Genomic DNA, 24,871 nt, shown 5'->3' on the forward strand with positions numbered 1-24,871 from the left:
TGAAAATATTTACCTGTACTCTTGCTGTTTACAATTATTATTCAGATATTTGCACACTCTTAAAAAAATTAAGCGACGATATTTAACAACTATATTTACAAGTCATGTCAAGAGTTTGTGATTTAACAGGAAAAATGGCAATGAAAGGTAATAACGTTTCACACTCGAACGTTAAAACCAAGCGCAAATTTTATCCTAATTTGAAACTTCAGAAATTTTATATCCCTGAAGAAGACCGTTGGATTACGTTGAAAGTTTCTACTTCAGCGATTAAAACCATCAATAAAGTGGGTATTAGCGAAGCGATCAATCGTTTCGTAAAAAAAGGATTTTTGTAAAAAACATTAACTGTTGAGATTAACAGTTTAACTTAATATTAAAATGGCAAAAAAAGGTAACAGAGTTCAGGTTATTTTAGAATGTACTGAGCACAAAGAAAGTGGCATGCCAGGTATGTCTAGATATATTTCTACGAAAAACCGTAAAAACACTACTGAGCGTTTAGAGTTGAAAAAATTCAACCCAGTATTGAGAAAAGTAACCGTACACAAAGAAATTAAATAAGGTTGATGGTTTTAAGGTAGAAGGCTTAGGGTGAGCAACCCCCATTCTATCAATCTATCATTCAATCATTAAAATTATAAGAACATGGCAAAGAAAGTAGTTGCAACCCTTAAAACCGGTACAGGTAAAGAATATTCGAAAGTAATTACAATGGTAAAATCACCAAAAACTGGTGCTTACTCATTCAAAGAGCTTATCGTACATAACGACCACGTAAAAGATGCTATTGCATCTAAATAAGGTTAATATTTTTCAATAAAATATTAAAGGCCGTTCCGTTTAACCGGGAGGGCTTTTTTTGTTATAGCAAATTACGGTTGGGAATAATTTCTAAACAATAATACTAATGGGCTTATTTGATTTTTTCAAAAAGAAAGAAACCGCTCCTGAAGCACAGGAAGCCTTAGACAAGGGACTGGAGAAAACGAAAGACGGTTTCTTCAATAAGATTACCAAAGCTGTTGCGGGTAAATCGACGGTTGATGATGAAGTTCTGGATAATCTTGAAGAAGTACTTGTTACCTCGGACGTTGGTGTTGGCACTACATTAAAAATCATTAAACGGATTGAAGAACGTGTTTCTAAAGATAAGTACCTTAATACTTCGGAACTGAATTTCATTTTAAGAGATGAGATCCAATTGCTCTTGTCGGAAAACAACAGTAACGACTTCCGCCAGTTTGAGTACGGTGACCATAAACCCTATGTAATTATGGTTGTTGGCGTTAATGGAGTAGGTAAAACAACAACAATAGGAAAACTTTCGCATAAGCTTAAGGAATCGGGATTAAAAGTTGTGCTAGGTGCTGCAGATACTTTTCGCGCTGCAGCAGTTGACCAAATTAAGCTTTGGGGTGAGCGTGTTGGTGTAAGGGTTGTTGCTCAGGCCATGGGTTCTGATCCGGCATCTGTAGCTTTTGATACGCTTCAATCGGCAGTTGCAAATGGTGAGGATGTAGTGATTATTGATACTGCAGGCAGGTTGCACAACAAAGTAGGCTTAATGAATGAATTAGGTAAGATTAAGCAGGTGATGCAAAAAGTTGTACCCCATGCGCCACATGAAATTTTATTGGTTTTAGATGCTTCGACCGGGCAGAACGCTTTCGAACAATGCAAACAATTTACCGAAGCTACAGATGTGAACGCACTTGCTATCACGAAGCTTGATGGTACAGCCAAGGGTGGTGTGGTGATTGGCATTTCGGATCAGTTTAAAATACCTGTTAAATACATTGGCGTTGGCGAAAAAATCGGCGATTTGCAGCTTTTTGATAAAAAAGAGTTTGTGAATAGCTTGTTTAAATAATATTATAGTAAAGATTAAGTGTAAAAGATGAATACCAAAATAGCAAGAAGTAAAACCTCCATTAAGCAACCTAAAATAAATGTTATCACCTTGGGTTGTTCGAAGAACATATATGATTCGGAAGTATTGATGGGACAATTACGTGGCAATAACTTAAACGTTAGTCACGAATCTGACAAAATGGGTAAAGACGATATTGTAGTGATCAATACCTGTGGTTTTATTGACAACGCCAAACAAGAATCTATCGATACCATTCTTCAGTTCAGTGAATTGAAAGAGGCTGGTAAAATCGGAAAGGTTGTTGTGACCGGTTGCTTATCTGAACGGTACAAGCCTGAACTTGAGGCAGAAATTACGAATGTTGATGCTTTTTTTGGCACTAACGATTTACAAAATATCCTCCATGAACTGGGTGCTAACTATAAGCACGAACTTATCGGTGAACGGTTGTTAACTACCCCATCTCATTTTGCTTATTTCAAAATTGCGGAAGGCTGCAACCGTCCATGTTCATTCTGCGCCATTCCGCTTATGCGTGGCAAGCATATGAGTAAACCGATGGAAGAGCTGGTTAACGAGGCTAAAATCCTTGCTGCAAATGGCACTAAAGAATTGATTCTAATTGCACAGGATCTTACTTATTATGGTTTGGATCTGTATGGCACCCGTAAGCTTGATGAACTGATGCGCCGTATATCTGATGTACCGGGGATCGAATGGATTCGCTTGCAATATGCTTACCCAAGTGGATTTCCGATGGAGATTCTGGATGCCATGAACGAACGTGAAAACATCTGCAAATATCTGGATATGCCATTACAGCACATTACAGATAACATGCTAAAATCGATGAGACGTGGTACAACGAAGCAAAAAACGATAGACCTGGTTAATCAGATCAGGGATAAGGTGCCAAACATTGCGATGCGTACGACTTTAATTTGCGGTTATCCAGGTGAAACGCAACGCGACTTTGAAGAAATGGCACAATGGGTGGAAGATACTAAATTTGACCGTTTGGGTTGTTTTACGTATTCGCACGAAGAGAAAACTCATGCACACACTTTGGTAGATGATGTTCCTGAGGAAGTAAAACAACAAAGGGTTGATGATATTATGGAAATACAACAGGGTATTTCGTTCGACATTAATCAGGAAAAAGTTGGCCAAACCTTCAAGGTATTGGTTGACAAAAAGGAGGGTGATTTTTTTGTGGGAAGAACTGAGTTTGACTCACCGGAAGTTGACAATGAGGTTTTGATTGATGCATCAACCGGTTATGCTGCAAATGGAAGCTTTGTTCAGGTTAAGATTGACCGGGCGGAAGACTTTGATTTATACGGAACAATCGTTTAGAGAAATATATTAATCCCGGACTTATGGTCCGGGATTTTTTTATTAATTTTTTGATGCAGGCCTGGTTTTAATCTGACTAGGTTTTAACCAGATTTTAGCCCCTTTAGCATTTACATAATATTTTTCATTTTTGGAGTTGATGTAAACGTTAGAGCCATCTGGTGCCATTTTACCTTTCCAGGTTTTATCTGAAACTTTTGCTTCGCCTTTTACCGCAACTTCTGCGGTTTTATTACCCACTGATTTAGCTCCTTTATCAATTGCTTTACCTGTGTGATCTAAAGCTTTACCAACCTCTGTTTTCTTTTTTTCCTGTGCGTTAACACTTAAGCCAGCACCGCCAACTAATGCGATTGCCAATAGCCCTATTGCAAATTTCTTTTTCATGACCGATATTATTATTATTTATACCAGTAACATTAGAGGTTGCCGTTTTGTTTCGACCACGGGCATTTCGCTGATTGTTAAAGACTTGTTGGGTATTGAGTTACAATCGGCCTCCGCTTTAACTTAGTTTTTCGGCAAGTAGTTTCATTTCTATCTGAGGAGAACGCTTTTCGTACAGGATGCTATGTACAGCCTTACATATTGGCATATCCACCCCAAAAGCCAGATTCTGAATATGCATGCATTTTGCTGCATAATAGCCTTCGGCAACCATGTTCATTTCTAACTGTGCAGACTTCACGGTGTAGCCCTTCCCTACCATGTTTCCAAATGTACGGTTACGACTAAATTGTGAGTAAGCGGTAACGAGTAAATCGCCCAGATAGGCAGATTCCATAATATCACGATTGATCGGATGTACAACGTCTACAAAGCGTTTAATTTCCCTTATGGCATTGCTGATCAATACTGCCTGGAAATTATCGCCATAGCCGATGCCATGACAAATTCCACTGGCTACGGCATAAATATTTTTTAGTACCGCAGCGTATTCCGTTCCAAAGATATCATCAGATACATTGGTTTTGATATAACGGTTATTTAAAAGGGAGGAAAAAGATGATGCGGTTTCTATTTCGGTACAAGCAATAGTGAGGTAGGAAAGCTTTTCGAAAGCAACTTCTTCTGCATGACAAGGTCCACTTACCACTAATATGTCTTGATAAGGAATATCGTATTTTTGGTGCATAAATTCACCAATGATCAGGTTATCTTCAGGTACAATTCCTTTTATTGCTGAGACAATTTTTTTTCCTTTTAAATCTTCGGGAGTTACACCGGCCAGGGTTTCTTTCAAAAATGCAGCAGGGACGTTTAAAATGACGAAATCTGCTGATTTCAGGATGCAGTTGATATCTGATGAAATTTTATCTGTCGCAAGCTTCAGCTCTACTGAACTTAGATAGTGGGGGTTGTGTTTGAATTTTTTAATATGCTCAATGGCAACTTCGTTGCGCATCCACCAATATATTTCCTTTTCAGATAAATTATCTGATAGCATTTTTACAATGGCAGTTGCCCAGCTACCGCCCCCTATCATTGCTATTTTAGGTACCATGTGTATAAAAGGTTAAAAGTAAAAGGTGTAAGGCTGGCCTTTAAAAAAAGGTTTAAGGCAAAAGGTGTAAGATTTAAGGTTGAGACCATTTGTCTGAACCTTAAATCTTACACCCCGAAAACCTTGTAATACGCCTTAAACTTTCGCAAGTTACTATTTCTTGCGAATAATTATAGCTTACTTCTTACCGTCTTTGCTAAACAGTTGGTCTTTAGCCGTTTTTTCTACAAGCATACCATCTTTAAGCTTGTTTTGGATGGCTGAGTAAGGGCCTGTAACCACTTCATTGCCGGCTTTTATACCTGATTTTACGATGATAAACTGGTCGTTTTGGATACCTGTAGTGACTTCGGTTTTCTTAACCTTCTTGGTTTTCGCGTCGTAGGTATATATAAACTGCTTTATTTTCTTATCTGAAAGTTTTGACTTTTGTTTATCGGCACTTCCCTGATCTCCGCTGGTTGCTCCTTCTGCAGACTTTCCGGCATCAGTAAATACAGCCTGAATCGGGATAGCCAAACCATTTACTGTTTCACTTTCTATATCTACCGTTGCCGACATACCCGGGCGGAATATCGATTGTTGTTTACCTTCCATTTCTTCAGTAATCCGTATTTTCACGGAGAAGTTTGTTACCTGATCTACAGAACTTGTGGTGGTGGTACCAACCGCGGTTGATGAACTTGCTATTTCTGTAACCACTCCCCTGAATTTTTTATCAGAGAATGCATCAACTTCTATTGACGCTTTATCACCAACTTTAACTCTGGTGATATCATTTTCATTTACATCAACATTCACTTCCATTGATGAAAGGTTTGAAATGCGCATGATTTCGGTACCTGCCATTTGCGAAGTTCCCAGGATACGATCTCCCAATTCGATTGATAGTTTTGACACTACTCCATCAACAGGTGCATAAATGGTAGTTTTGGCTAAATTGGCACCTGCTTCTTTAACATTGGCACCAGTTTGTTCCAGGGTGAATTTAGCGCCTACAACATTTTCTTTAGCGCTTTCCAGTGTAGCTTTTGCACTAAGATAGGCAGCTTTGGCTGAATCGAATTCGGATGCCGATATTACTTTTTTTGCAAAAAGCTCAACATTACGTTTATAGGTAGCCTCTGCATTGATAAAATTTGCCTGGTTTTGTGCCAGCTGCTGCTGCGCTCCGGCAACACTTGCTTTTTGTGCATTATAGGTAGCCACAGTACGCTCGTAACCAGACTGAAGAACATCAGGACGGACTTTACAAAGTAACTGACCAGCTTTAACAATATCACCTTCTTTAACTTTTAATTCTACAACTTCTCCTGAAACCTCTGAACTCAATTTAACTTCTGTTTCGGGTTGTATTTTCCCGCTTGCGGTTACTGTTTCAATAACAGTTTTATCGGATGCCTTTTCTGTAGTTACCTTCTCGGTTTTTTCGCCGCCAATTACTCCAGCTACTTTTAAGCCGATTAGAATGGCTATGATAACACCAAGGGTAATTAGAATGTGTTTCAGTTTCATAATAGTTTATTTATTGTGGTGATTACACCGGTTGTTCGTGTTAATTTAATTATGCTGATGAGTTATTTCACGGGTTATTAAAATGTGATTTGTTTGCCTAAGTAATAGTCAATGACCTTGGCTCTGAAAATTATGTCGTATTTAGCCTGTATAAAGTCTATTTCAGCTTTATTTCTATTCGTTTGGGCAGTGCTGTAATCGAGTGAATTTACGAGCCCCACATTATAGCGTTGTTCGACCACATAAAAGGCATCCTTTTGTGCATTAAATGCATTCTGAGTTGAAGTATATCTGCTTTCGGCTGCTTTAAGGTCGTAAACTGCCTGTGAGATTACCTTGCTCAGGTTGTTTCTAGCTAATTGTTCCTGAACCTGTGTATTCTGATAATTAATTTTTGCCTTTCTCACATTTGTGCGGGCAAGAAAGCCATTAAAAATAGGTATAGAAAGGTTTAGACCGATGTACTGATTGAAATTATCTTCGATTTGAGAAGAGAATGTTTGTTTGCTTAATACGGTTACAAAATCCGGTGTTACGACTGCCTCGTTAGTTAGCTGTGTTCTACCTATTTCAGAAAACCCGTTAGGTGTAATGGATAATACCTTACTTCTGCCGCTTGAAAAGTTAGATCCTAATCCCCCGCCAATTGAGAGGCGTGGATAGTAGGAAGATTTGGCAATGTCAACTCCTTTTAATGCTGCCTGGGTACGCAAAGAAGCCAGTTTGATATCGGGGAAACTATTTACCGCTGCACCAAAGATCGTGCTGATATCGAAGTTGTTTTGCAAAGAATAATTATCTGCAACTGCAGGCGCCTGAACCTCAAAACGGTTTTCGGGCTGCATTTCCATGAGCTGATTAAGTGTTAAATAAGATATTGATAGCGTGTTTTGTGCATTAGTGGTATTTAATTCTGCTGTAGCCACCTGAGACTTTGCCTGGGAAATATCGGCAAGGGTTTTGTTTCCGGCATCAAGTAATGCCTGTTCTCTTTTCAAGGTTTGTTTGGCCACATCCAGCTGTTGCTGGGAAGCTGCCAATAAGTCCTTATTATAGAGGATCTGCATGTAGGCCGTTACTACCTGCAGAATTAAATCATTTTTAATTTTCTCTACATTGGTTTTATCTGCAGAAAGGAGGAGCTTATTTTGTCGGATCTGGTTTATTTTTTGAAAGCCCTGGAAGAGATCGGCACTGGCTGTTAAACTTCCGCTGGCAGAAGAAAACTGCTGACTGATATACTGATTGGTTGATGGATCAATGCTACGTCCAAAGTTCTTGTTGTAATTTGCGGAACCGTTAAGTGAGGGCAATAATGCATTTTTAGATTGCGTTAAATCTTCAGCAGTTAGTGCAGCGCTGAAAGCGGCCTGTTTGATTTGCAAATTATTTTTTAACGTATTATCTACTGCCTGCTGAATGGTTAAAACCTGTTGAGCGCTAGCAGATTCTACAAAAACTAATGTAAGGGCGAGAGCAAGGCCCGAAAAAACTTTATTTTTGGTAAACATCTTCATAATTTGTTTCAAATCTATATAAACAACTTTAATAATTTCAATCTGTACAGGCATTTACTAACTTTGATGCAAAATGTACCTGATCAAATCACCGCTTCTGCTAAAATGGTATTATCCATCCCTGGTATGGAATAAATCCCGCTCGGAAAAAGTCATTTATCTGACCTTTGACGATGGACCTATACCCAATGTTACAGACTTTATATTAAAAACTTTGAAAGCTTTCAATGCTAAAGCTACATTTTTTTGCATTGGCGATAATATACAAAAGCATCCCGAAGTTTTTAACCGTGTTAAAAATGACGGACATGCAATAGGTAACCATACTTTCAATCATTTAAAAGGTTGGAAAACCGACAATGAAACCTATCTCCAAAATACAATAAAATGTCAGAAGTTGACGCAGACCAATCTTTTTCGACCCCCTTACGGCCGGATTAAGAAGTCTCAGATCCGTAGCCTAAAATCCATGTTGCTTAATCAGGCTTTTGGTTCGCAGATTAATGGTACGGATTCAAATCTCCAAATCATAATGTGGGATGTGCTCAGCGGTGATTTTGACATCAACCTCGCTCCTGAGAAATGCTATCAAAACGTGATCAAACATACGGAGAACGGTTCTATTATCGTTTTTCATGATAGCTTAAAAGCTTTTGACCGGCTTGAATACACATTACCACGGGTTTTAAAATATTTTGCTAAAAAAGGTTTTGCTTTTGCAACGCTTTAGCGGTAAGCGATTGCTGTGCCAAGTTCGAGAAAATGTGCTGAGGCAGTTAGGATGCAATACCGAATGGGATCATGGTTGTAATGGTGTTCGTAACTGAACATAACCGTTCATTACCGGACATCTAAATTCCAGCAACCACAAGTTTAGGTTTAGATATTCTCTATTTTATGAAGCTATTATGACTGCTAATCACAGCAATTTTTCGTAGTTTAGAACAATTCCAAATTGCTTAACCGCCTGCCTAAATTGCATTTAAAGGTTGTTTTTTACTATTTTTGTTTTGACCAAAAAAACGAGTTTTTTAGTCACCAAGACAAATTAATACACAATAACAATATTCTTTTTGTGAAAAGTGAGGTGTATGTTTTGCTGCGCGAGCTTACAGCAAAAAGAATAAAAAATCAAGATGAGTATTTATAACGATTATATCCAGGAGATTGAAGACAGAAAAATCCAAGGTCTTCACCCTAAACCTATTGACGGAGCAGAGTTATTGAGTGAAATCATCACTCAAATCAGAAATGTAAATAACTTTAACAGAGCAGAATCTGTAAATTTTTTCATATATAATACGTTACCGGGCACTACCGGTGCGGCGAGTGTAAAAGCAGCTTTCTTAAAAGAGATTATATCAGGTGAAACGGTTGTTCCGGAAATTACACCTGACTTTGCTTTTGAGTTGTTATCGCACATGAAGGGTGGAGCCTCCATCAAAGTTTTATTAGACATTGCCCTAACTGACAATGGAGATAAGGCTAAAAAAGCGGCTGAGGTGCTTAAAACACAGGTTTTCTTGTACGATGCGGATACAGAGCGTTTGAAAGAGGCTTATCATAATGGCAATGAAATTGCTAAAGAAATATTAGAAAGTTATGCGAGAGCTGAATTTTTCACCTCGCTACCTCCTGTTGCGGAGGAGATTAAGGTTGTTACTTTTATTGCCGGTGTTGGTGATATTTCCACTGACTTATTGTCTCCAGGCAACCAGGCTCACTCCCGCTCGGATCGTGAGTTGCATGGTAAGTGTATGATTACACCTGAAGCGCAGGAGGAAATCCAGGCGCTGCAGGCACAACATCCGGATAAAAGTGTGATGCTGGTTGCTGAAAAAGGCACCATGGGTGTAGGTTCGTCGCGTATGTCGGGAGTAAACAATGTTGCACTCTGGACAGGTAAACGTTCCAGCCCTTATGTTCCTTTTGTTAACATCGCTCCAATCGTAGGCGGCACCAACGGAATTTCTCCGATTTTCCTAACTACAGTTGATGTAACTGGTGGTATTGGTATCGACCTTAAAAACTGGGTTAAGAAAACAGATGAAAACGGAAATGTAATCCGTAATGAAAAAGATGAACCGATTCTGGAAGAAGTTTATTCGATAGAAACCGGCACCGTACTTACGATCAATACAAGAACTAAAAAGCTATATAATGGCGATCAGGAGCTGATTGATATTTCGAAGGCTTTAACTCCACAAAAAATGGAGTTTATGAAAGCTGGAGGCTCGTATGCCATCGTTTTCGGAAAGAAGATTCAGACTTTTGCAGCGAGAACTTTAGGTATCGAGTCACCACTTGTTTTCGCTCCGGCTAAAGAGGTTTCCATTGAAGGCCAAGGCTTAACTGCTGTAGAAAAAATCTTTAACAGGAACGCTGTAGGATTAACACCAGGCAAGGTACTACATGCAGGTTCTGATGTTCGTGTAGAAGTAAACATTGTAGGCTCGCAGGATACTACAGGGTTAATGACTGCTCAGGAGCTGGAGGCAATGGCTGCTACAGTAATCTCTCCAATTGTTGACGGAGCTTACCAATCAGGTTGCCATACCGCTTCTGTTTGGGACAAAAAAGCACAGGCAAACATTCCTAAACTAATGAAGTTTATGAATGAATTTGGCGTTATAACTGCACGTGACCCGAAAGGTGAATATCATGCAATGACTGACGTAATTCACAAAGTACTGAACGACATTACCATTGACGAATGGGCGATCATTATTGGTGGTGACTCACATACGCGTATGTCAAAAGGTGTAGCTTTTGGAGCAGACTCAGGTACTGTAGCTTTAGCGTTGGCCACTGGTGAGGCATCTATGCCAATCCCTGAGTCGGTAAAAGTTACCTTCAAAGGCTCGATGAAAGAGCACATGGATTTCCGTGATGTGGTTCATGCTACACAATTACAGATGTTACAGCAGTTTGATGGCGAAAACGTATTCCAGGGCCGTATCATAGAGGTGCATATTGGTACTTTATTAGCAGATCAGGCATTCACTTTTACAGACTGGACAGCAGAGATGAAGGCAAAAGCCTCAATCTGTATTTCACAAGACGATACTTTGATTCAATCACTGGAAATAGCCAAAGGCCGTATTCAGATCATGATTGACAAGGGTATGGATAACCATAACCAGGTACTTCAGGGATTAATTAATAAAGCGAACAAACGAATTGAGGAAATTAAAACGGGTATCAAGCCGGCTTTAATGCCTGATCAGAATGCGAAGTATTATGCTGAAGTTGTGATTGACCTTGATCTAATCAATGAGCCAATGATTGCCGATCCGGATGTAAATAACGCAGATGTTTCAAAACGTTATACCCACGATACCATTAGGGATTTAACTTTCTATGGTGGTGATAAAAAAGTAGATCTTAGTTTCGTAGGATCTTGTATGGTACACAAAGATGATTTGAAAATAGTTTCACAGATGTTGAAAAACGTTGAGACGAAAACTGGCAAAGTAGAATTTAAGGCACCACTAGTAGTTGCAGCACCGACTTACAACATCATTGATGAATTGAAAGCTGAAGGTGACTGGGAATATTTACAAAAATATTCTGGCTTTGAATTCAGTGATGCCCTGCCAAAAAGCACTGCGAGGACGGAGTATGAAAATATTATGTATCTGGAGCGTCCGGGTTGTAATTTGTGCATGGGTAACCAGGAAAAGGCAGCAAAAGGCGATACGGTAATGGCTACATCTACCCGATTGTTTCAAGGTCGTGTGGTGGAAGACAGAGATGGTAAAAAAGGCGAATCTTTATTAGCATCGACACCAGTTGTTGTCTTATCTGCTATTTTAGGCCGTATTCCAAATATTGCAGAATACAAAGAAGCGGTTGAAGGAATTAACTTGACCAAGTTTACCCCCATATCAACAAAACAATAAAGGAGTATACCTTGTTTAAAACACACAATTAATAACGATTAAATTTAAGCAGTATGGCTTTTGATATAGAAATGATCAAAAAGGTTTATGCAAATTTTGGCAGTCGCGTTGATGCGGCCCGCAAAATTGTTGGCAGGCCTTTAACACTTTCAGAAAAGATTTTATACGCTCACCTTTGGGATGGCGATCCTAAGAAAGCATTTTCGCGCGGAACGGATTATGTAGATTTCGCACCAGACCGTGTTGCGATGCAGGATGCGACTGCTCAGATGGCTCTATTGCAATTTATGCAAGCTGGCCGTCCACAGGTTGCCGTTCCTTCTACCGTTCACTGCGATCACCTGATCACTGCAAAAGAAGGTGCATCAATAGATTTACCTCATGCGAGAACAGAAAGTGCGGAAGTTTTTGATTTCTTATCGTCTGTATCAAATAAATATGGTATTGGTTTCTGGAAACCAGGTGCGGGTATCATTCACCAGGTAGTATTAGAAAACTATGCATTTCCAGGCGGGATGATGATCGGAACCGACTCACACACTGTAAATGCAGGTGGTTTGGGTATGGTTGCAATTGGTGTTGGTGGTGCTGATGCCTGTGATGTGATGGCTGGTTTACCCTGGGAGCTTAAATTTCCTAAGTTAATTGGTGTTAAATTGACTGGTAAACTGAATGGCTGGACTGCTGCTAAAGATGTAATTTTGAAAGTTGCAGGTATTTTAACTGTAAAAGGTGGTACTGGTGCAATTGTTGAATATTTCGGTGATGGCGCGATCAACTTAAGCTGTACCGGTAAAGGTACCATTTGTAACATGGGTGCTGAGATTGGTGCGACTACCTCAACCTTCGGTTACGATGAAAGTATGGAGCGTTATTTGCGCTCTACTGACCGGAATGAGGTTGCTGACGAAGCTAATAAAATTAAGGAATACTTAACAGGTGATGCTGAAGTTTACTCAGATCCTGAACAATATTTTGATCAGGTTATTGAAATTGACCTCGACACCCTTGAACCGTATTTGAACGGTCCGTTTACACCAGATTTAGCTACTCCTGTTTCGCAAATGAAAACTGAGGCAGAGAAAAACGGATGGCCATTGAAAGTGGAATGGGGTTTAATCGGTTCTTGTACAAACTCTTCTTATGAAGATTTATCGAGAGCAGCATCAATTGCCAATCAGGCTATTGCGAAAGGTTTGGTTACCAAAGCGGAGTTTGGAATTAATCCGGGTTCGGAACAGGTACGTTATACTGCGAATCGTGATGGTTATATGAAAACTTTCGAGGATCTAAATGCTACTATCTTTACCAATGCCTGCGGACCATGTATTGGTATGTGGGACAGGACAGGTGCTGAGAAAGCGGAGAAGAATACCATTGTACATTCATTTAACAGAAACTTTGCCAAGCGTGCCGATGGTAATCCTAATACATTTGCATTTGTAGCCTCGCCAGAAATGGTAGCTGCGATTGCTATTGCGGGTGATTTGGGTTTCAATCCTTTGACGGATACGCTAACGAATGATAAAGGCGAACAAATCAAATTAGATCCACCTTCTGGTTTTGAATTACCTACCAAAGGTTTTGCTGTAGAGGATGCAGGCTATCAGGCTCCGGCTGCTGATGGTTCTTCGGTTCAGGTTTTGGTTTCACCTACTTCTCACCGTTTGCAGCTACTGGATCCTTTTACTCCATGGGAAGGTACAGATTTAAAAGGTTTAAAACTGTTAATCAAGGCTAAAGGTAAGTGTACAACGGATCATATTTCTATGGCAGGCCCTTGGTTAAAGTTCCGCGGTCACTTAGATAATATCTCAAATAATATGCTGATCGGTGCAGTGAACTACTTCAACGATAAAACAGATAATGTTAAGAATGAAATCACAGGTGAATACGGTCCTGTTCCGGCAACACAGCGCGCTTACAAGGCCGCAGGTTTTGGTTCGATAGTAATTGGCGACGAAAACTACGGCGAAGGCTCATCACGTGAGCATGCCGCTATGGAGCCACGCCATTTAGGCGTTAGGGCTGTACTGGTAAAATCCTTTGCGCGTATACACGAAACCAACCTTAAAAAACAAGGTATGCTCGGTTTGACTTTTGCTGATAAAGATGATTACGATAAAATCCTGGAAGATGATACTGTGGACATTTTAGGTTTAACTGAGTTTGCGCCAGATAAACCATTGACCCTGGTATTGCACCATTCAGATGGTTCTGAAGATTCTTTCCCGGTTAATCATAGTTACAATGCTCAACAAATCGACTGGTTTAAAGCAGGTGGTGCGCTAAACATCATCAGAGCTGAAGCTGCTGCAAAAGCCGGTAACTAGTCAGGAAGTTCGTTAACTTATATCAAAAATCCCGTTTCGAGTAAAATCAGAACGGGATTTTTGTTTATGTGAGTTGGTTCAGAAACGATGCTATTAAAATTCATGACCGCAGTTGTAGCAATGATTACATTTATTGGCTTTAATAGGGTACGTAATGGTAAGAAGTGCAAGCAGTTTGACCCACCAGTTGAATTTCTTCTTTGTGGCCATACCGTAGCCTACATCTGAAGATCCGCAATTGCTGCAAATTGTTTGACCTGAAGATTCGGGTATTTTATTCTCCTGATCAATGTAAAACACCTCATCCGTACCAAGAAGCTGATTGATTTCATCCACGTCTTTTTCGAAAACAATCAATTTCACCCCTCCTATAGCCTGATTGTACAAAGGATTGATTGTTGCCACGTTTTCATCAGCAAGGAAGCATGCGAAACCGGAATCTTCCAGGCGGGCCCTGATAATATTTGCTTCTATTGGATTGTAATAGGTGCTGTAAACTGTTGTCCTGTCGGAGGCCGGTTGAGAAGAGCTCATAATTAGATTTCATTAAAGGTATTGAATCGCTGGCTTTGGCTATTCGATATGTAATATAAAACTTTAGTTCCGGATTGGAAACTCATCAATTAGTTTTTAAGGAATTCCTGCCACCAGTAGCCTGAATATTTTATGGTCCGTTCGAGTGTTTTGAAATCGGTGTGTACCAGGCCAAAGCGTGCGTTGAAACCTTCGGCCCATTCAAAGTTATCCATTAATGTCCATGCCATGTAGCCGGTAATATTAATTCCTTCTTGTTTTGCCTTTAACATCGCATTTAGGTAAAGCTTAAAATATTCGATGCGTTCTGCATCGACCACATGGCCATTAACCAATTTATCGTGGTAAGCTGCGCCGTTTTCGGTTACCATAATATTTTTAACATTAGGATATGCAGCAAACTGTTTAATGATGTTATAAAAGCTTTCGGCATTTATTTCCCAGCCCATTGCGGTATGTGGTTTCCGCTGGCTTTTAGCTTTTACTTCCCATGCCTGTATCACTGGAATGAAAGCATTATATTTAACCGTTAGCGGGAAGTAATTCTGAAGTCCAATAAAGTCAAAGTCGAATTTCATTCTTTCCTGCAAACGCCAGGTACCGTACTCCAGCTGAAATTTCTCGAGCACATCCCAACCGGCTGTTGGAAAACCCAAACCTTGTGCAGGTTCGATAAACAGGCGGTTCATTAAACAATCTACCCGTTTGGCCGCGAGTATATCATTCTCACTTTGTGTATAGGGAACAATTTCTGAACAGGAATATGTTGTACCAATGTTGGCATTGCTTACTTCGGCGCGGAGAATTTTACCGCCCTCGGCCTGGGCAAGTGCGGTATGTAGAACTGCGGGAAAAAAGTTGCTTAAGCCTGTTTTGCCCGGGGCATGTACGCCGAGCATATAACCGAGAGAGGTGTAGCCAAAAGGTTCGTTCAAAACAATCCAGTTTTTAACTTTATCGCCATATTCGAGTGCACATATACTCACAAAGGCGTTAAATGCGGCATTGATGCTAAAGCTTGTCCAACCGCCCTCGTTTTCCAAAGCCTGAGGCAAATCCCAATGGTATAAGGTGATATATGGTACAATCCCTTGCGATAAGCACTCATCGATTACGTTATGATAAAATCTGATTCCAAGTGGGTTGGTTTCCTCTTTACCAAGGGGTAAAATTCTTGACCATGAGATGGAGAAGCGGAATACCTTAAATCCGAGCAGTTTAACCAATGCAATATCCTCTACATACTTATGGTAGAAATCGCATGTGATATCCAGCTTGTGTCCTTTTTTTATTTTGCCACTTTTGGCAGCAAAGCTATCCCAAATGGAAGGGCCTTTACCCTGTTCAGCCGCGGCACCCTCTATCTGGGTAGCGGCAACAGCAACTCCCCATAGAAATTCGTCTCCAAAATCGCTTGATTTAATCATTTTATTAATTGATAGAGCGTAAGTTGCAAGTTTACTATTAACAAATCATTAATAAAGAAAATTACTTACAGTAAAGCATTTTTTTATAGATTTACTTTATGCGCTTTCTGTTTTTTTTCCTTCTGATCGTAACAAGTGGTTTAGCCGTATGTGCCAGACTTGCTCCGCCAGTTAATGATGAATTGGCAAATGCAATGACTATATCCAATACAAGTGGTTATTGCAGTGGAGATGCAGCATATAACAACATTGAGGCGACTCCCAGCTTTCAGCAGCGTTCGATGAACTGGGCGGCTACTGGAAATGATGTATGGTTTAAATTTACTGCTACTAAATATGCTGTAAATATCAGCGTAAGCGGACAGGTTAACATTACAAGTCTAAATACTTTGAGCGGTCCTCTGGTTGCTCTTTACACTGAAGACGAGTTAAATCAAAACCTTCTCGAAACACCGGGTACAGTGGCGACCTCAAGTAACGTAACCTCTCTGTACGTGGGCACGCTAAAGCTAAATCATGTTTATTATGTTAGGGTAAGTGCCCTGGATAACAATACAGGAACCTTTAAGCTCTGTCTGGATAACTATACTGCACCGATCCAACCCGGACAGGATTGCGGGACTTTTTCCCTGTTGTGCTCGAAGGAAACTTTTACCCAATTAAATGTAAGCGGTGCCGGGTTAAACAATACTGAATCTGCAGGCACATGTTTGGGCCAGGAATCAAACTCTGCCTGGTATATGTTTAAAGCCTCTAAAGGTGGAGACTTTACGTTTTTGATTACCCCTACTGTTACTTCAAATGATATTGACTGGATATTTTATGATTTGGGTGTGGACGGTGATTGCAGCAAGGTAAACGCTTCCAATGCCATTCGTTGCGCATCGGGAAGTGGGACGAATTGTAGTCCTTCTTATTACAAAACCGGACTAAGCATGACAGAAACTGACTTAAGTGAATCTGCAGGATGTGTGCCGGGACAGAATGGTTTGGTGAAGTACGTTGATTTGATTGAGGGACATACTTACGCGTTGCTTATTGACAATTTTTCTCCCGGAAATAATGGCTTTACAGTGGAGTTTGGCGGCAGTGCAGATTTTGCAGGTCCGGCTGCCCACATACAGGTTGAAAAGCTGAGGCCATGTACTGATAACCAGTCTTACATTTTCAGCGGACAGGCAAGCAACTATAAAACGTTAAAATGGTCATTTGGTGAAGGTGCCAGCTTACAAAGTGCTACAGGAGAAGGACCATTTACGATTACTTATAGTACACCAGGACAAAAAACGGTAATTTTAGAAGCTGAGGGTTTTAACAAATGTAATGTCATCACGACTGAAACAATCATTGTGGCCAAAACACCGGATAAACCAGTCATCTCAGCTAGTGATTTAACGCTATGCGAAGGAGATACATTGCAACTTTCAACCCCATTTCTTGATCTGGCCACGTACCACTGGTCGGGACCAAATGGATTTAACTCCATGGAACAAAATCCAATGCTCCCGATGACTGGTGCTGCAAATATCGGAAAATATGAACTTTATGTTCAGGTTGGTGATTGTATCAGTGAAACCAACTTTGTTGAAGTTTTATCTGTTGATTTACTCCCGAAGGCTGCATTTTCAATTACCGTTAACAACAGATGCGAACCGGGCCAGAGTTATACACTTACTAACCAATCTACCGGATATGCCAGGCTAAAATGGGATCTGGGTTCCGAAATAAAAAGTAACATAAACCTTTCCAATGACGGAAGGGAGATTTCATTTCTTTCGACAGGGAAAAAGATCATTACGCTTACCGCAGAAAGTAACAACGGATGTACATCCATAATTTCCCAAGAGGTTATGGTTGAGCAGAGGCCGGAAAAACCTGAAATCATTTCTAATCAGGAAGCATTTTGCCTAAATGATACCATTAGGTTGTCAGTACCTAAACTGGAGGGTATTGTTTACAGATGGACAGGCCCGAATAATTTTGCCGATAGCACTAGTAGCATTTCCATACCCGTTAATAATTTTAATGTGGCGGGCTTGTACGAAGTTACTCTTACATCAGGGAGTTGCATTTCCATGCCTGCGAGTATTACTATTCCGGCGATTGCCAGAATTCCGGTCGCCAGTTTTACTACTGAGCCGGGTTTCAATGTGAAATTTGCGGTGCCAGCAGAAATCAGATTTAAAAACAGCTCTAGCTATAGCGACTATTATTTATGGGATTTTGGGGATGGCTTCCATTCGACGAGTGAAAATCCAAATCACATTTATCAGGCTGAAGGAGCTTTTAGAATTACCCTTACTGCCTATTCGAATAACGGATGTTTTGATTCCGTAACGCAAGGTGATTTAACGATCAAAGGATCAGCTTCTATATTCGTTCCGAATGCTTTTTCGCCAAACGGAGACGGTATAAATGATGAGTTGAATGTGGGCATTACGAATCTTAAAAAGTACCAAGTACAAATTTATAACCGAATGGGTAGCCAGGTATTTTCTGCAGATAGCATTTTTGATAACTGGAAAGGCGACTATAAAGGGAACCCATTACCAGTTGGTGTTTACTATTATCTTATCAATGGTATCAATTTAAATGGAACTGCAGTTAGATTTTCGGGTTCTGTTACACTGATCAGATAACTAATCCAGTGACAATCCAATTTGCTTTAACAAGATGGCGGCATTAAAGGTAGTACAAGGGCCGTGTTTAAGTTTATAATCGAACTTCATTTCACCGTTTGTAAAAGAGATATCAAAATGAAAATTTCTCAGGTCGGGATGATGTTTTTCTTTTAAATCGGCAAGCTGCAAATCGTGGGTAGCAAAGAGTGCAGGTGTTTTCTGTTCCATTAATTTTTCAACAAAGACTTTTGATCCCAGATATTTATCACGGCTATTGGTGCCTCTTAACATCTCATCTATTAATACGAAAGTGTCGTTATCTGTCACTACATTTTCCAGGATCATTTTTAACCTGTTTAGCTCAGCTTTAAAAGTTGACGTGCTCTCATTGAGCGAGTCTTTGATACGCATGTAAGTAACGATTGAAAACACGTACAACTTCATTTTCGCAGCACAAACAGGCGCGCCCGAATAGGCTAACACCATATTTATTCCCAACGTACGGAGGAATGTACTTTTGCCTGCCATATTGGATCCGGTAATGATATCAACTGTAGAATGGGCATCTACAGCGAAATTATTGTCCACCCTAAGATTTTCGGGGATTAACGGATGGCCAATGTTTTCTGCTTCAAGGGCAAACTGGTTTGTTATTTCAGGAAAACTCCAATCCGGATGATTATAAGCGGTGGTGGCAAAAGAAATCAATTCTTCAAATTCGCCTAAATGATTTAGTGCGTCAATAACGTCGCCAGAAGATGACTGGTGCCATTTCTGCAGGCTAATGCAACATCTGAGATCCCATAAGAATAATCCGTTTAGAACTCCGCCGACAATGAGATTTAATCGTGCATCGAAACGCTGAATTACTTTGGATAGGCTTCTGATTTCCTGACTTACGGGTGTTTTTAAATTGAGGAGTTTTGAGATATAGTGACTTTTCCACTGCTGGTTTTCCGTCCAAAGAATGGCACTGGCATAGCTGTTTAGCAGATTGGCGCTTCCTCCAAAACTATAGAAGACCAGGTTTACTTTCGCCCCCAGGATTACATTTACTCCTGTGTGGACAATTAGCAGCAACACAAACAGCTTCCAGAAAATGCTACCCAGAAATATAGCCGCAAGGATTAGAAGCCCTGAAATATAGGGAACTAATGCCACATAAATGTTTATGCCCCTTTTGTGAACAAAGTTAAGCTGTTCGCCAAGTTTATTTTTTAACTGCGTTTTGATTTCTTCTATTTTATTTACATCGTGACCATGGAGATTTGCCCTAAAGCTGAAAGTACTTTCAATTTTCTCCTTCACCTCTTGTATCGCTTCCTGGCGCTGCAAAATTTCATCGGGCCTGTTTTTAACAGAGAGTTTCTGAGCCAAAGTATGGTTCCCAATTTTGGTGCTGCACCGATTGAGCAAAGCAAAAAGGGACGATTTGCCAAAGATATCCAAATCTGAGGTGTACGGGTGGGTTTCAGATTCATACTGTGTTCCACTATCATACCCATTGATTCCACTATTGAGTATATTGAATTCGTTTTGATAAACCCAGAGTAGTTGTTTTTGATACTCAATTTCTTTATCCAACATGCTTTGCTTTCGAACAACATAAACAAAAATGAACACTGGAATGAGCAGTAATATCTGAATGAATGTACGCCATATGTTGTCTGCCGAATTAAGCAGCAGTACGAAGAAGAAAATTTCGGAAAGAAACAAAGCTATCCTGATTAGTGAAAGATTGTCAATCAGCTTCCTTGTTTGTATAATCTGTGTTTGGACAGCTTTTATTTTAGCTTCGTAACCAGTGATGATTTCTGATTTAGTTATTGGCATTTTCTCCTGGAATATTCCCAAAGGTATAAGAACAATGGGTATTTAAAAAGATATTTTTCGCGGTGTAAATGATAGTGGGGAGGTGAACGCGAAATAGCAAAGAGACGAAAGGTTTTAGGTGGCACGCATTTTTATTTTAAGAAAACAACAGATTTTCTCTAAGTTTGAAGTTCTTAAATCGACAACCAGATGAGGATTAGTTTGATTGCAATCGGGAAAACCGAAGATAAGTATTTAATAGAGGGGATTGATAAATATCTGAACCGATTAAAGCATTACATCAATTTTAGTTTTTTAGCGATTCCAGATGTTAAAAATGTAAAAAACTTAAGTGAAGCACAACAGAAAGCTAAGGAGGCTGAATTGTTACACAAACAAATCAATAATGGTGATGTTGTGATTTTACTGGATGAAAAGGGGAAAAAATATAGTTCAGTAGATTTTTCCAATTATCTGAATAAAAAGATGATTGGAAGTGTTCAACATTTGATCTTCATTATTGGCGGACCTTATGGGTTTGATGAAAGTATTTATAAAAGGGCCAATGGTTTGATTTCCTTATCTGACATGACTTTTTCTCATCAGATGATCCGGTTGTTTTTTGTTGAGCAATTATACAGAGGCTTTAGTATTTTGAAAGGTGAGCCCTATCATCATGCGTAGCATTGGTTTTTAAATAAGTATGGAATTGTGATCCATCAATCATCATAAATAGAAAAGCGATGTTAAATAAATATAAAAGGGATTACAGATTTAAAAGTAATCAGAGCGGGAACAACAAAGTTCTATGGATTAGTATCATCCTTGCCCTAGGGGTAGGAGCAGTTATTTACTATTTCTTTTAAAACAAAAAACACCAGACTGATGCCTGGTGTTCTTTGTTGTCGGTAGAATAAGCCTAAACGCCTTTTTTACTGGTCATGCTTGCTTTTTTAGCTGGCGCAGACGTTTTTGTTGTTGCTTTTGCTCCTGCTGCTTTTGTTGCAGAAGACTTAGGCTTTTTATCTGCCGCAGCTTTTTCTTCTGATAATTTAACTTCAGCCGGTGTTCCAGGAGTTTCTGGCGTTTCTTCAGTAAAAAGAGGTAACTCTTTTAATAAGTTATACCAGCTAATGATTTTTTTCATATCAGAGGCATATACTTTTTCCTGATCATGGCCAGGTGCTACTTCCAGGAAGTAAGGACGTAAATTTTCTTTCAAATCGGGAGTAGAACCTTTAGCTGTAATATTTTCGAAAATATTTGCCAATTTAATCTCTTCTTCTTCACCATATACGGTAATGTCTTCAAGTGAAGCTAACTTCGTGTTGGTGATATTGGCTACGATTTTAGTTTTCTGAGCATCTAAGCTCTCTAAAATATACCCTACTTTATTTTGTCCTACCAGTTTGAATAAACCTGGTCTGCCAGATACGGCAACAATTCCTCTTAAGTTCATATGCTTTGAGATATGAGATTTTATAACTGACCATAAGCAATGCCCACATCAGCCATCTAAATCTATTATTTTAATTATTTGTGTGAGTAAGCACTTTAAACTTACAGCTGAATGCTCAAGTTTAGGTCTCACCTCCCCTTTCTTGCTTCTAGTCTTCTAAAATCTCTACTGTTAAAATTTTATCACCCTGACGGATATCGTCTACAAGATCAACATTTTCTACTGCTTTACCAAAAACAGTGTGGTTGCGATCTAAGTGAGCCGTATTTGCTCTGCTATGGCAAATGAAAAACTGTGATCCCCCTGTATTACGGCCAGCATGTGCCATTGATAATACACCACGATCGTGGAATTGGTTTTCACCATCTAATTCGCAATCGATTTTATAACCTGGGCCACCTGTTCCTGGCATTCCTGTTGCGCCATCCTTCGAATTAGGGCAACCAGTCTGTACCATAAAATTAGGGATTACACGGTGAAAAGTTACACCATCATAAAATCCTTCTTTTGCTAATTTTTTAAAGTTTGCAACTGCTTTTGGAGCATCTTGTTCGAAGAACTCAACAGTCATATCACCTTTTTCGGTTTTTATTATTGCTTTACTCATATCTATTTTTAAATGGTATTAAATTATTTCTACTCAATGTCAATTGTATATTTCAAAAAGTAGAGGGCAAAAATAGCAAAATTGTATAACTTATAACATCTTTAAATTTTTCTAAATAGTTTAAATACGGTATTTTAGTACTTTAAGCATTTACCATTTTGATAAAGAAATATTATATCCTTATTTTTTGTTTGCTATGCTCGCTGGGTCTCCGTGCTTCATCTCTATTGATTTATATGGATGAGGATCAGAAGAATCACCTTAAAGCCTATGGCATTGCTTATTGGGCAATAGGTAAACAGGCAGAAGTAGATTGGCTGTTAAATTACCGGGGAGGTAGTTTTCTGGTTAAATATAATAAAATCGTTGAAGACGAATTGAAGATCAGGGGTGTTTCGTATGAGGTAATGGCGGATGGAAAGGTGGTGAACCTGTTGAATGAGATCAGCGATCCATCGGTAAATATGGAGATGGTTAAACTCGAAAAGATTCCTAAGATTGCGGTTTACTCGCCAAAAAGTAAGTTGCCTTGGGATGATGCGGTAACACTTGTATTAACCTATGCGGAAATTCCTTATGATGTGATCTATGATGACGACATTTTACAGGACAAATTAATAAAATATGATTGGTTGCATTTACACCATGAAGATTTTACGGGTCAATACGGTCGCTTTTGGGCGAATTTCAGGTATGCGACCTGGTATCAGGAAGATGTGAAAAACCAGGAGGCTTTGGCAAAGAAAATGGGCTATAAAAAGGTTTCGGAAATGAAACTTGCGGTGGCTAAACATATAAAAGAATATTGCGCTGGCGGGGGCTTTATGTTTGCTATGTGCTCAGGCACCGACAGTTTTGATATTGCATTAGCTGCAGAAGGTGTGGATATCTGTGCACAGATGTTTGACGGTGACGCTGCAGACCCAAACGCGCAGTCTAAACTGGATTTTGGTAAAACACTGGCTTTTCAAAATTTTAAGCTGGATAATAATCCTATGAATTATGAATTTTCAGATATTGATGTAACACAGTTCAGGAGCTTAAATCAAAGTAACGATTACTTTACACTGTTCGATTTTTCAGCGAAGTGGGACCTTGTTCCGACGATGCTTACACAAAACCACGACAAGGTGATTAAAGGCTTTATGGGACAAACCACTGCATTTAAAAAGAGCCTGGTTAAAACGAGTGTTACTGTATTAGGAGAAAATAAAGGTGCTGCCGAGGTGAGGTATCTGCATGGAGAGATTGGAAAAGGGCAGTTTACTTTTTACGGGGGCCATGATCCAGAGGATTATCAACACGCAGTAGGCGATCCTCCAACGGATTTAAACCTGCATCCGAATTCTCCCGGCTACCGTTTAATTTTAAATAACGTATTGTTTCCAGCTGCCAAAAAGAAACCTCAAAAGACTTAGTGTTTGATTTTTCGTGTAGCATTCCTAATAACTATACAATAAAAATTCTTTTTCTGGTAATGATAAGGGAATGGTTAAAAAATGTTAAAGCATTAAAAACCATACTGGAAATCAACAGCTTAAACACTTTAATTGTAACACACATGATACTTTGGCACAGCTTTTGGATATAGGCCTTGTAATTAACAATCAGGCATGAAGTCTGAAATTTAAAAACAAGATTCTTTACCTAAGAGAAAAATATTATGAAAAAGTTATTATTAAGTGCGTCAGTTATTTTATTAGCAACAGGTGCTTTTGCACAAAATACCATGTCGGGTTCTGATGCAAGATTTGGGATTAAAGCAGGGGTAAACTTAGCGAGATTCCATGCATCGGATTTTGATGGAAGCTCTGCTTTCAATGATAACGTGAAAGATAACGTTGGTTTTAACGTGACTGCGTTTGCTGATTTCGGTGTAGGAAATAATTTCTTTATCCAACCTGGAGTATCATTGCAGAATAAGGGTGCAAAGTTTGAGAGCACTAATGCTTTAACAGTTGGTAATACTACCACAACAGTTGTATCTGCAAATAAGACTAGTTTAATGACTATTGAAGTGCCTGTTAATGCAGTGTTCAGAATTCCTACAGGTGATGCTGGTGCAGTTCAAATTTCTGCAGGACCATATGTTGGGTTTAATGTGTCGGGTAAAAATAAGTTAGAATCTACTACTACCGTTCGTAATAATACGAACAATACATCTGCGGTAACAAATTCATCGAGTGAGGATGATTTATCATTTGGTACAGGAACAGATAAAAATTACAGTGGTACAGAATTTGGTGCTAATTTTGGTTTAGCTTACCGCACAACATCAGGTTTTTTAGTTGGCGCAAATTATGGATTAGGCTTATCTAACTTAGTTCCTAAAGACTCAAGATCGGGAGATGGTAAATTAACAAACCGCGTATTAGGATTTACAGTTGGATATTCTTTCTAGTCCTGTC

Annotated in this window: 22 protein-coding genes; 13 read left to right on the forward strand and 9 right to left on the reverse strand. The window is 39.4% G+C overall.

The genetic code is table 11. The annotated features are described in order from the left end of the window. The first annotated feature begins 104 nt into the window (after positions 1–104). From rpmB to rimO, 5 genes are all read left to right on the forward strand, one after another. Positions 105–338 carry a 50S ribosomal protein L28 gene (rpmB, locus tag AB669_RS07700; protein WP_010599806.1) on the forward strand — a complete coding sequence of 78 codons (234 nt, stop codon included), beginning with the start codon at positions 105–107 and terminating at the stop codon, positions 336–338. Positions 339–381: 43 nt separating this feature from the next. Then, positions 382–564: a 50S ribosomal protein L33 gene (rpmG, locus tag AB669_RS07705; protein WP_010599807.1), complete on the forward strand. Its 183-nt coding sequence runs from the start codon at positions 382–384 to the stop codon at positions 562–564. An 84-nt stretch (positions 565–648) separates the two neighbouring features. Then, positions 649–804 (forward strand): DUF4295 domain-containing protein, encoded by a 156-nt coding sequence (locus tag AB669_RS21780; protein WP_010599808.1) that lies wholly within the window; start codon positions 649–651, stop codon positions 802–804. A 106-nt stretch (positions 805–910) separates the two neighbouring features. Beyond that, the gene (ftsY, locus tag AB669_RS07710) at positions 911–1,873 is read left to right on the forward strand and encodes a signal recognition particle-docking protein FtsY (protein ID WP_047798716.1); all 963 of its coding nucleotides are present in this window, start codon (positions 911–913) and stop codon (positions 1,871–1,873) included. 27 nt (positions 1,874–1,900) lie between these two features. Then, the gene (rimO, locus tag AB669_RS07715) at positions 1,901–3,232 is read left to right on the forward strand and encodes a 30S ribosomal protein S12 methylthiotransferase RimO (RefSeq protein WP_047798717.1); all 1,332 of its coding nucleotides are present in this window, start codon (positions 1,901–1,903) and stop codon (positions 3,230–3,232) included. Positions 3,233–3,274: 42 nt separating this feature from the next. Here the strand turns inward: rimO and AB669_RS07720 are convergent, their stop codons facing one another. Next, entirely contained in the window at positions 3,275–3,619 is a 345-nt protein-coding gene (locus AB669_RS07720) for a hypothetical protein (protein ID WP_047798718.1), read from the reverse strand. Here AB669_RS07720 and AB669_RS22470 point away from each other — a divergent pair. Continuing rightward, on the forward strand, positions 3,618–3,746 hold the full coding sequence (locus AB669_RS22470) for a hypothetical protein (RefSeq protein WP_255352146.1): 129 nt from the start codon (positions 3,618–3,620) through the stop codon (positions 3,744–3,746). The genes AB669_RS07720 and AB669_RS22470 overlap by 2 nt on opposite strands. On the opposite strand, the gene AB669_RS07725 is transcribed toward AB669_RS22470, so the two are convergent. From AB669_RS07725 to AB669_RS07735, 3 genes are all read right to left on the reverse strand, one after another. Beyond that, positions 3,738–4,736, reverse strand: coding sequence for an NAD(P)H-dependent glycerol-3-phosphate dehydrogenase (locus AB669_RS07725; RefSeq protein WP_047798719.1), 999 nt, complete (start codon positions 4,734–4,736; stop codon positions 3,738–3,740). The two genes, AB669_RS22470 and AB669_RS07725, sit on opposite strands and share 9 nt — an antisense overlap. Positions 4,737–4,913: 177 nt before the next feature. Beyond that, entirely contained in the window at positions 4,914–6,251 is a 1,338-nt protein-coding gene (locus AB669_RS07730) for an efflux RND transporter periplasmic adaptor subunit (RefSeq protein ID WP_053058328.1), read from the reverse strand. Between the two features lie 77 nt (positions 6,252–6,328). Next, positions 6,329–7,822: a TolC family protein gene (locus tag AB669_RS07735; RefSeq protein WP_231582644.1), complete on the reverse strand. Its 1,494-nt coding sequence runs from the start codon at positions 7,820–7,822 to the stop codon at positions 6,329–6,331. Positions 7,823–7,841: 19 nt separating this feature from the next. On the opposite strand from AB669_RS07735, the gene AB669_RS07740 reads away from it, so the two are divergent. The 3 genes from AB669_RS07740 to AB669_RS07755 all read left to right on the forward strand — a co-directional run bounded on the left by AB669_RS07740 (position 7,842) and on the right by AB669_RS07755 (position 14,003). Next, positions 7,842–8,498 (forward strand): polysaccharide deacetylase family protein, encoded by a 657-nt coding sequence (locus tag AB669_RS07740; RefSeq protein ID WP_047798720.1) that lies wholly within the window; start codon positions 7,842–7,844, stop codon positions 8,496–8,498. 406 nt (positions 8,499–8,904) lie between these two features. After that, on the forward strand, positions 8,905–11,670 hold the full coding sequence (locus AB669_RS07750; RefSeq protein ID WP_047798722.1) for a bifunctional aconitate hydratase 2/2-methylisocitrate dehydratase: 2,766 nt from the start codon (positions 8,905–8,907) through the stop codon (positions 11,668–11,670). A gap of 53 nt (positions 11,671–11,723) precedes the next feature. Then, complete coding sequence (locus AB669_RS07755; RefSeq protein WP_047798723.1) at positions 11,724–14,003, forward strand: aconitate hydratase; 2,280 nt, start codon at positions 11,724–11,726, stop codon at positions 14,001–14,003. Positions 14,004–14,096: 93 nt separating this feature from the next. Here AB669_RS07755 and AB669_RS07760 read toward each other — a convergent pair whose 3' ends face one another. Together AB669_RS07760 and AB669_RS07765 are read right to left on the reverse strand one after the other, a co-directional pair. After that, the gene (locus tag AB669_RS07760) at positions 14,097–14,537 is read right to left on the reverse strand and encodes a DUF2007 domain-containing protein (protein WP_047798724.1); all 441 of its coding nucleotides are present in this window, start codon (positions 14,535–14,537) and stop codon (positions 14,097–14,099) included. Positions 14,538–14,626: 89 nt separating this feature from the next. Beyond that, the gene (locus AB669_RS07765) at positions 14,627–15,964 is read right to left on the reverse strand and encodes a GH1 family beta-glucosidase (RefSeq protein WP_047798725.1); all 1,338 of its coding nucleotides are present in this window, start codon (positions 15,962–15,964) and stop codon (positions 14,627–14,629) included. 98 nt (positions 15,965–16,062) lie between these two features. Here AB669_RS07765 and AB669_RS07770 point away from each other — a divergent pair, with 98 nt between their 5' ends. Then, entirely contained in the window at positions 16,063–18,603 is a 2,541-nt protein-coding gene (locus AB669_RS07770; RefSeq protein WP_047798726.1) for a T9SS C-terminal target domain-containing protein, read from the forward strand. On the opposite strand, the gene AB669_RS07775 is transcribed toward AB669_RS07770, so the two are convergent. Beyond that, positions 18,604–20,418 (reverse strand): DNA mismatch repair protein MutS, encoded by a 1,815-nt coding sequence (locus AB669_RS07775; protein WP_053058329.1) that lies wholly within the window; start codon positions 20,416–20,418, stop codon positions 18,604–18,606. Positions 20,419–20,607: 189 nt separating this feature from the next. Between AB669_RS07775 and rlmH the strand changes: the two genes are divergently transcribed. Beyond that, positions 20,608–21,081 carry a 23S rRNA (pseudouridine(1915)-N(3))-methyltransferase RlmH gene (gene rlmH, locus AB669_RS07780; RefSeq protein WP_047798727.1) on the forward strand — a complete coding sequence of 158 codons (474 nt, stop codon included), beginning with the start codon at positions 20,608–20,610 and terminating at the stop codon, positions 21,079–21,081. Positions 21,082–21,316: 235 nt separating this feature from the next. On the opposite strand, the gene AB669_RS07785 is transcribed toward rlmH, so the two are convergent. After that, positions 21,317–21,856, reverse strand: a complete 540-nt coding sequence (locus AB669_RS07785) for a DUF5606 domain-containing protein (RefSeq protein WP_047798728.1) — start codon at positions 21,854–21,856, stop codon at positions 21,317–21,319. Positions 21,857–22,004: 148 nt separating this feature from the next. After that, complete coding sequence (locus AB669_RS07790; protein ID WP_047798729.1) at positions 22,005–22,463, reverse strand: peptidylprolyl isomerase; 459 nt, start codon at positions 22,461–22,463, stop codon at positions 22,005–22,007. A 236-nt stretch (positions 22,464–22,699) separates the two neighbouring features. Between AB669_RS07790 and AB669_RS07795 the strand changes: the two genes are divergently transcribed. Together AB669_RS07795 and AB669_RS07800 are read left to right on the forward strand one after the other, a co-directional pair. Continuing rightward, the gene (locus AB669_RS07795) at positions 22,700–23,881 is read left to right on the forward strand and encodes an asparagine synthetase B (protein WP_082120617.1); all 1,182 of its coding nucleotides are present in this window, start codon (positions 22,700–22,702) and stop codon (positions 23,879–23,881) included. A 245-nt stretch (positions 23,882–24,126) separates the two neighbouring features. Next, a complete protein-coding gene (locus AB669_RS07800) occupies positions 24,127–24,864 on the forward strand; it encodes a porin family protein (RefSeq protein ID WP_047798731.1) in 738 nt (245 codons plus the stop codon). The last annotated feature ends 7 nt before the right edge of the window (positions 24,865–24,871 follow it).

Source organism: Pedobacter sp. BMA, assembly GCF_001027745.1.
Taxonomy (GTDB): Bacteria; Bacteroidota; Bacteroidia; order Sphingobacteriales; family Sphingobacteriaceae; genus Pedobacter.

Bases quoted from the DNA above. Each gene is read 5' to 3' on its own strand.
- AB669_RS07735 (WP_231582644.1), bottom strand. From the start codon at position 7,822: ATGCCTGTACAGATTGAAATTATTAAAGTTGTTTATATAGATTTGAAA.
- rimO (WP_047798717.1), top strand. From the start codon at position 1,901: ATGAATACCAAAATAGCAAGAAGTAAAACCTCCATTAAGCAACCTAAA.
- AB669_RS07755 (WP_047798723.1), top strand. From the start codon at position 11,724: ATGGCTTTTGATATAGAAATGATCAAAAAGGTTTATGCAAATTTTGGC.
- AB669_RS07740 (WP_047798720.1), top strand. From the start codon at position 7,842: ATGTACCTGATCAAATCACCGCTTCTGCTAAAATGGTATTATCCATCC.
- AB669_RS21780 (WP_010599808.1), top strand. From the start codon at position 649: ATGGCAAAGAAAGTAGTTGCAACCCTTAAAACCGGTACAGGTAAAGAA.
- AB669_RS07800 (WP_047798731.1), top strand. From the start codon at position 24,127: ATGAAAAAGTTATTATTAAGTGCGTCAGTTATTTTATTAGCAACAGGT.
- AB669_RS07790 (WP_047798729.1), bottom strand. From the start codon at position 22,463: ATGAGTAAAGCAATAATAAAAACCGAAAAAGGTGATATGACTGTTGAG.
- rpmG (WP_010599807.1), top strand. From the start codon at position 382: ATGGCAAAAAAAGGTAACAGAGTTCAGGTTATTTTAGAATGTACTGAG.
- AB669_RS07760 (WP_047798724.1), bottom strand. From the start codon at position 14,537: ATGAGCTCTTCTCAACCGGCCTCCGACAGGACAACAGTTTACAGCACC.
- AB669_RS07775 (WP_053058329.1), bottom strand. From the start codon at position 20,418: ATGCCAATAACTAAATCAGAAATCATCACTGGTTACGAAGCTAAAATA.
- ftsY (WP_047798716.1), top strand. From the start codon at position 911: ATGGGCTTATTTGATTTTTTCAAAAAGAAAGAAACCGCTCCTGAAGCA.
- AB669_RS07720 (WP_047798718.1), bottom strand. From the start codon at position 3,619: ATGAAAAAGAAATTTGCAATAGGGCTATTGGCAATCGCATTAGTTGGC.
- rpmB (WP_010599806.1), top strand. From the start codon at position 105: ATGTCAAGAGTTTGTGATTTAACAGGAAAAATGGCAATGAAAGGTAAT.
- AB669_RS07750 (WP_047798722.1), top strand. From the start codon at position 8,905: ATGAGTATTTATAACGATTATATCCAGGAGATTGAAGACAGAAAAATC.
- rlmH (WP_047798727.1), top strand. From the start codon at position 20,608: ATGAGGATTAGTTTGATTGCAATCGGGAAAACCGAAGATAAGTATTTA.
- AB669_RS07765 (WP_047798725.1), bottom strand. From the start codon at position 15,964: ATGATTAAATCAAGCGATTTTGGAGACGAATTTCTATGGGGAGTTGCT.
- AB669_RS07730 (WP_053058328.1), bottom strand. From the start codon at position 6,251: ATGAAACTGAAACACATTCTAATTACCCTTGGTGTTATCATAGCCATT.
- AB669_RS22470 (WP_255352146.1), top strand. From the start codon at position 3,618: ATGACCGATATTATTATTATTTATACCAGTAACATTAGAGGTTGCCGT.
- AB669_RS07785 (WP_047798728.1), bottom strand. From the start codon at position 21,856: ATGAACTTAAGAGGAATTGTTGCCGTATCTGGCAGACCAGGTTTATTC.
- AB669_RS07795 (WP_082120617.1), top strand. From the start codon at position 22,700: ATGGATGAGGATCAGAAGAATCACCTTAAAGCCTATGGCATTGCTTAT.
- AB669_RS07770 (WP_047798726.1), top strand. From the start codon at position 16,063: ATGCGCTTTCTGTTTTTTTTCCTTCTGATCGTAACAAGTGGTTTAGCC.
- AB669_RS07725 (WP_047798719.1), bottom strand. From the start codon at position 4,736: ATGGTACCTAAAATAGCAATGATAGGGGGCGGTAGCTGGGCAACTGCC.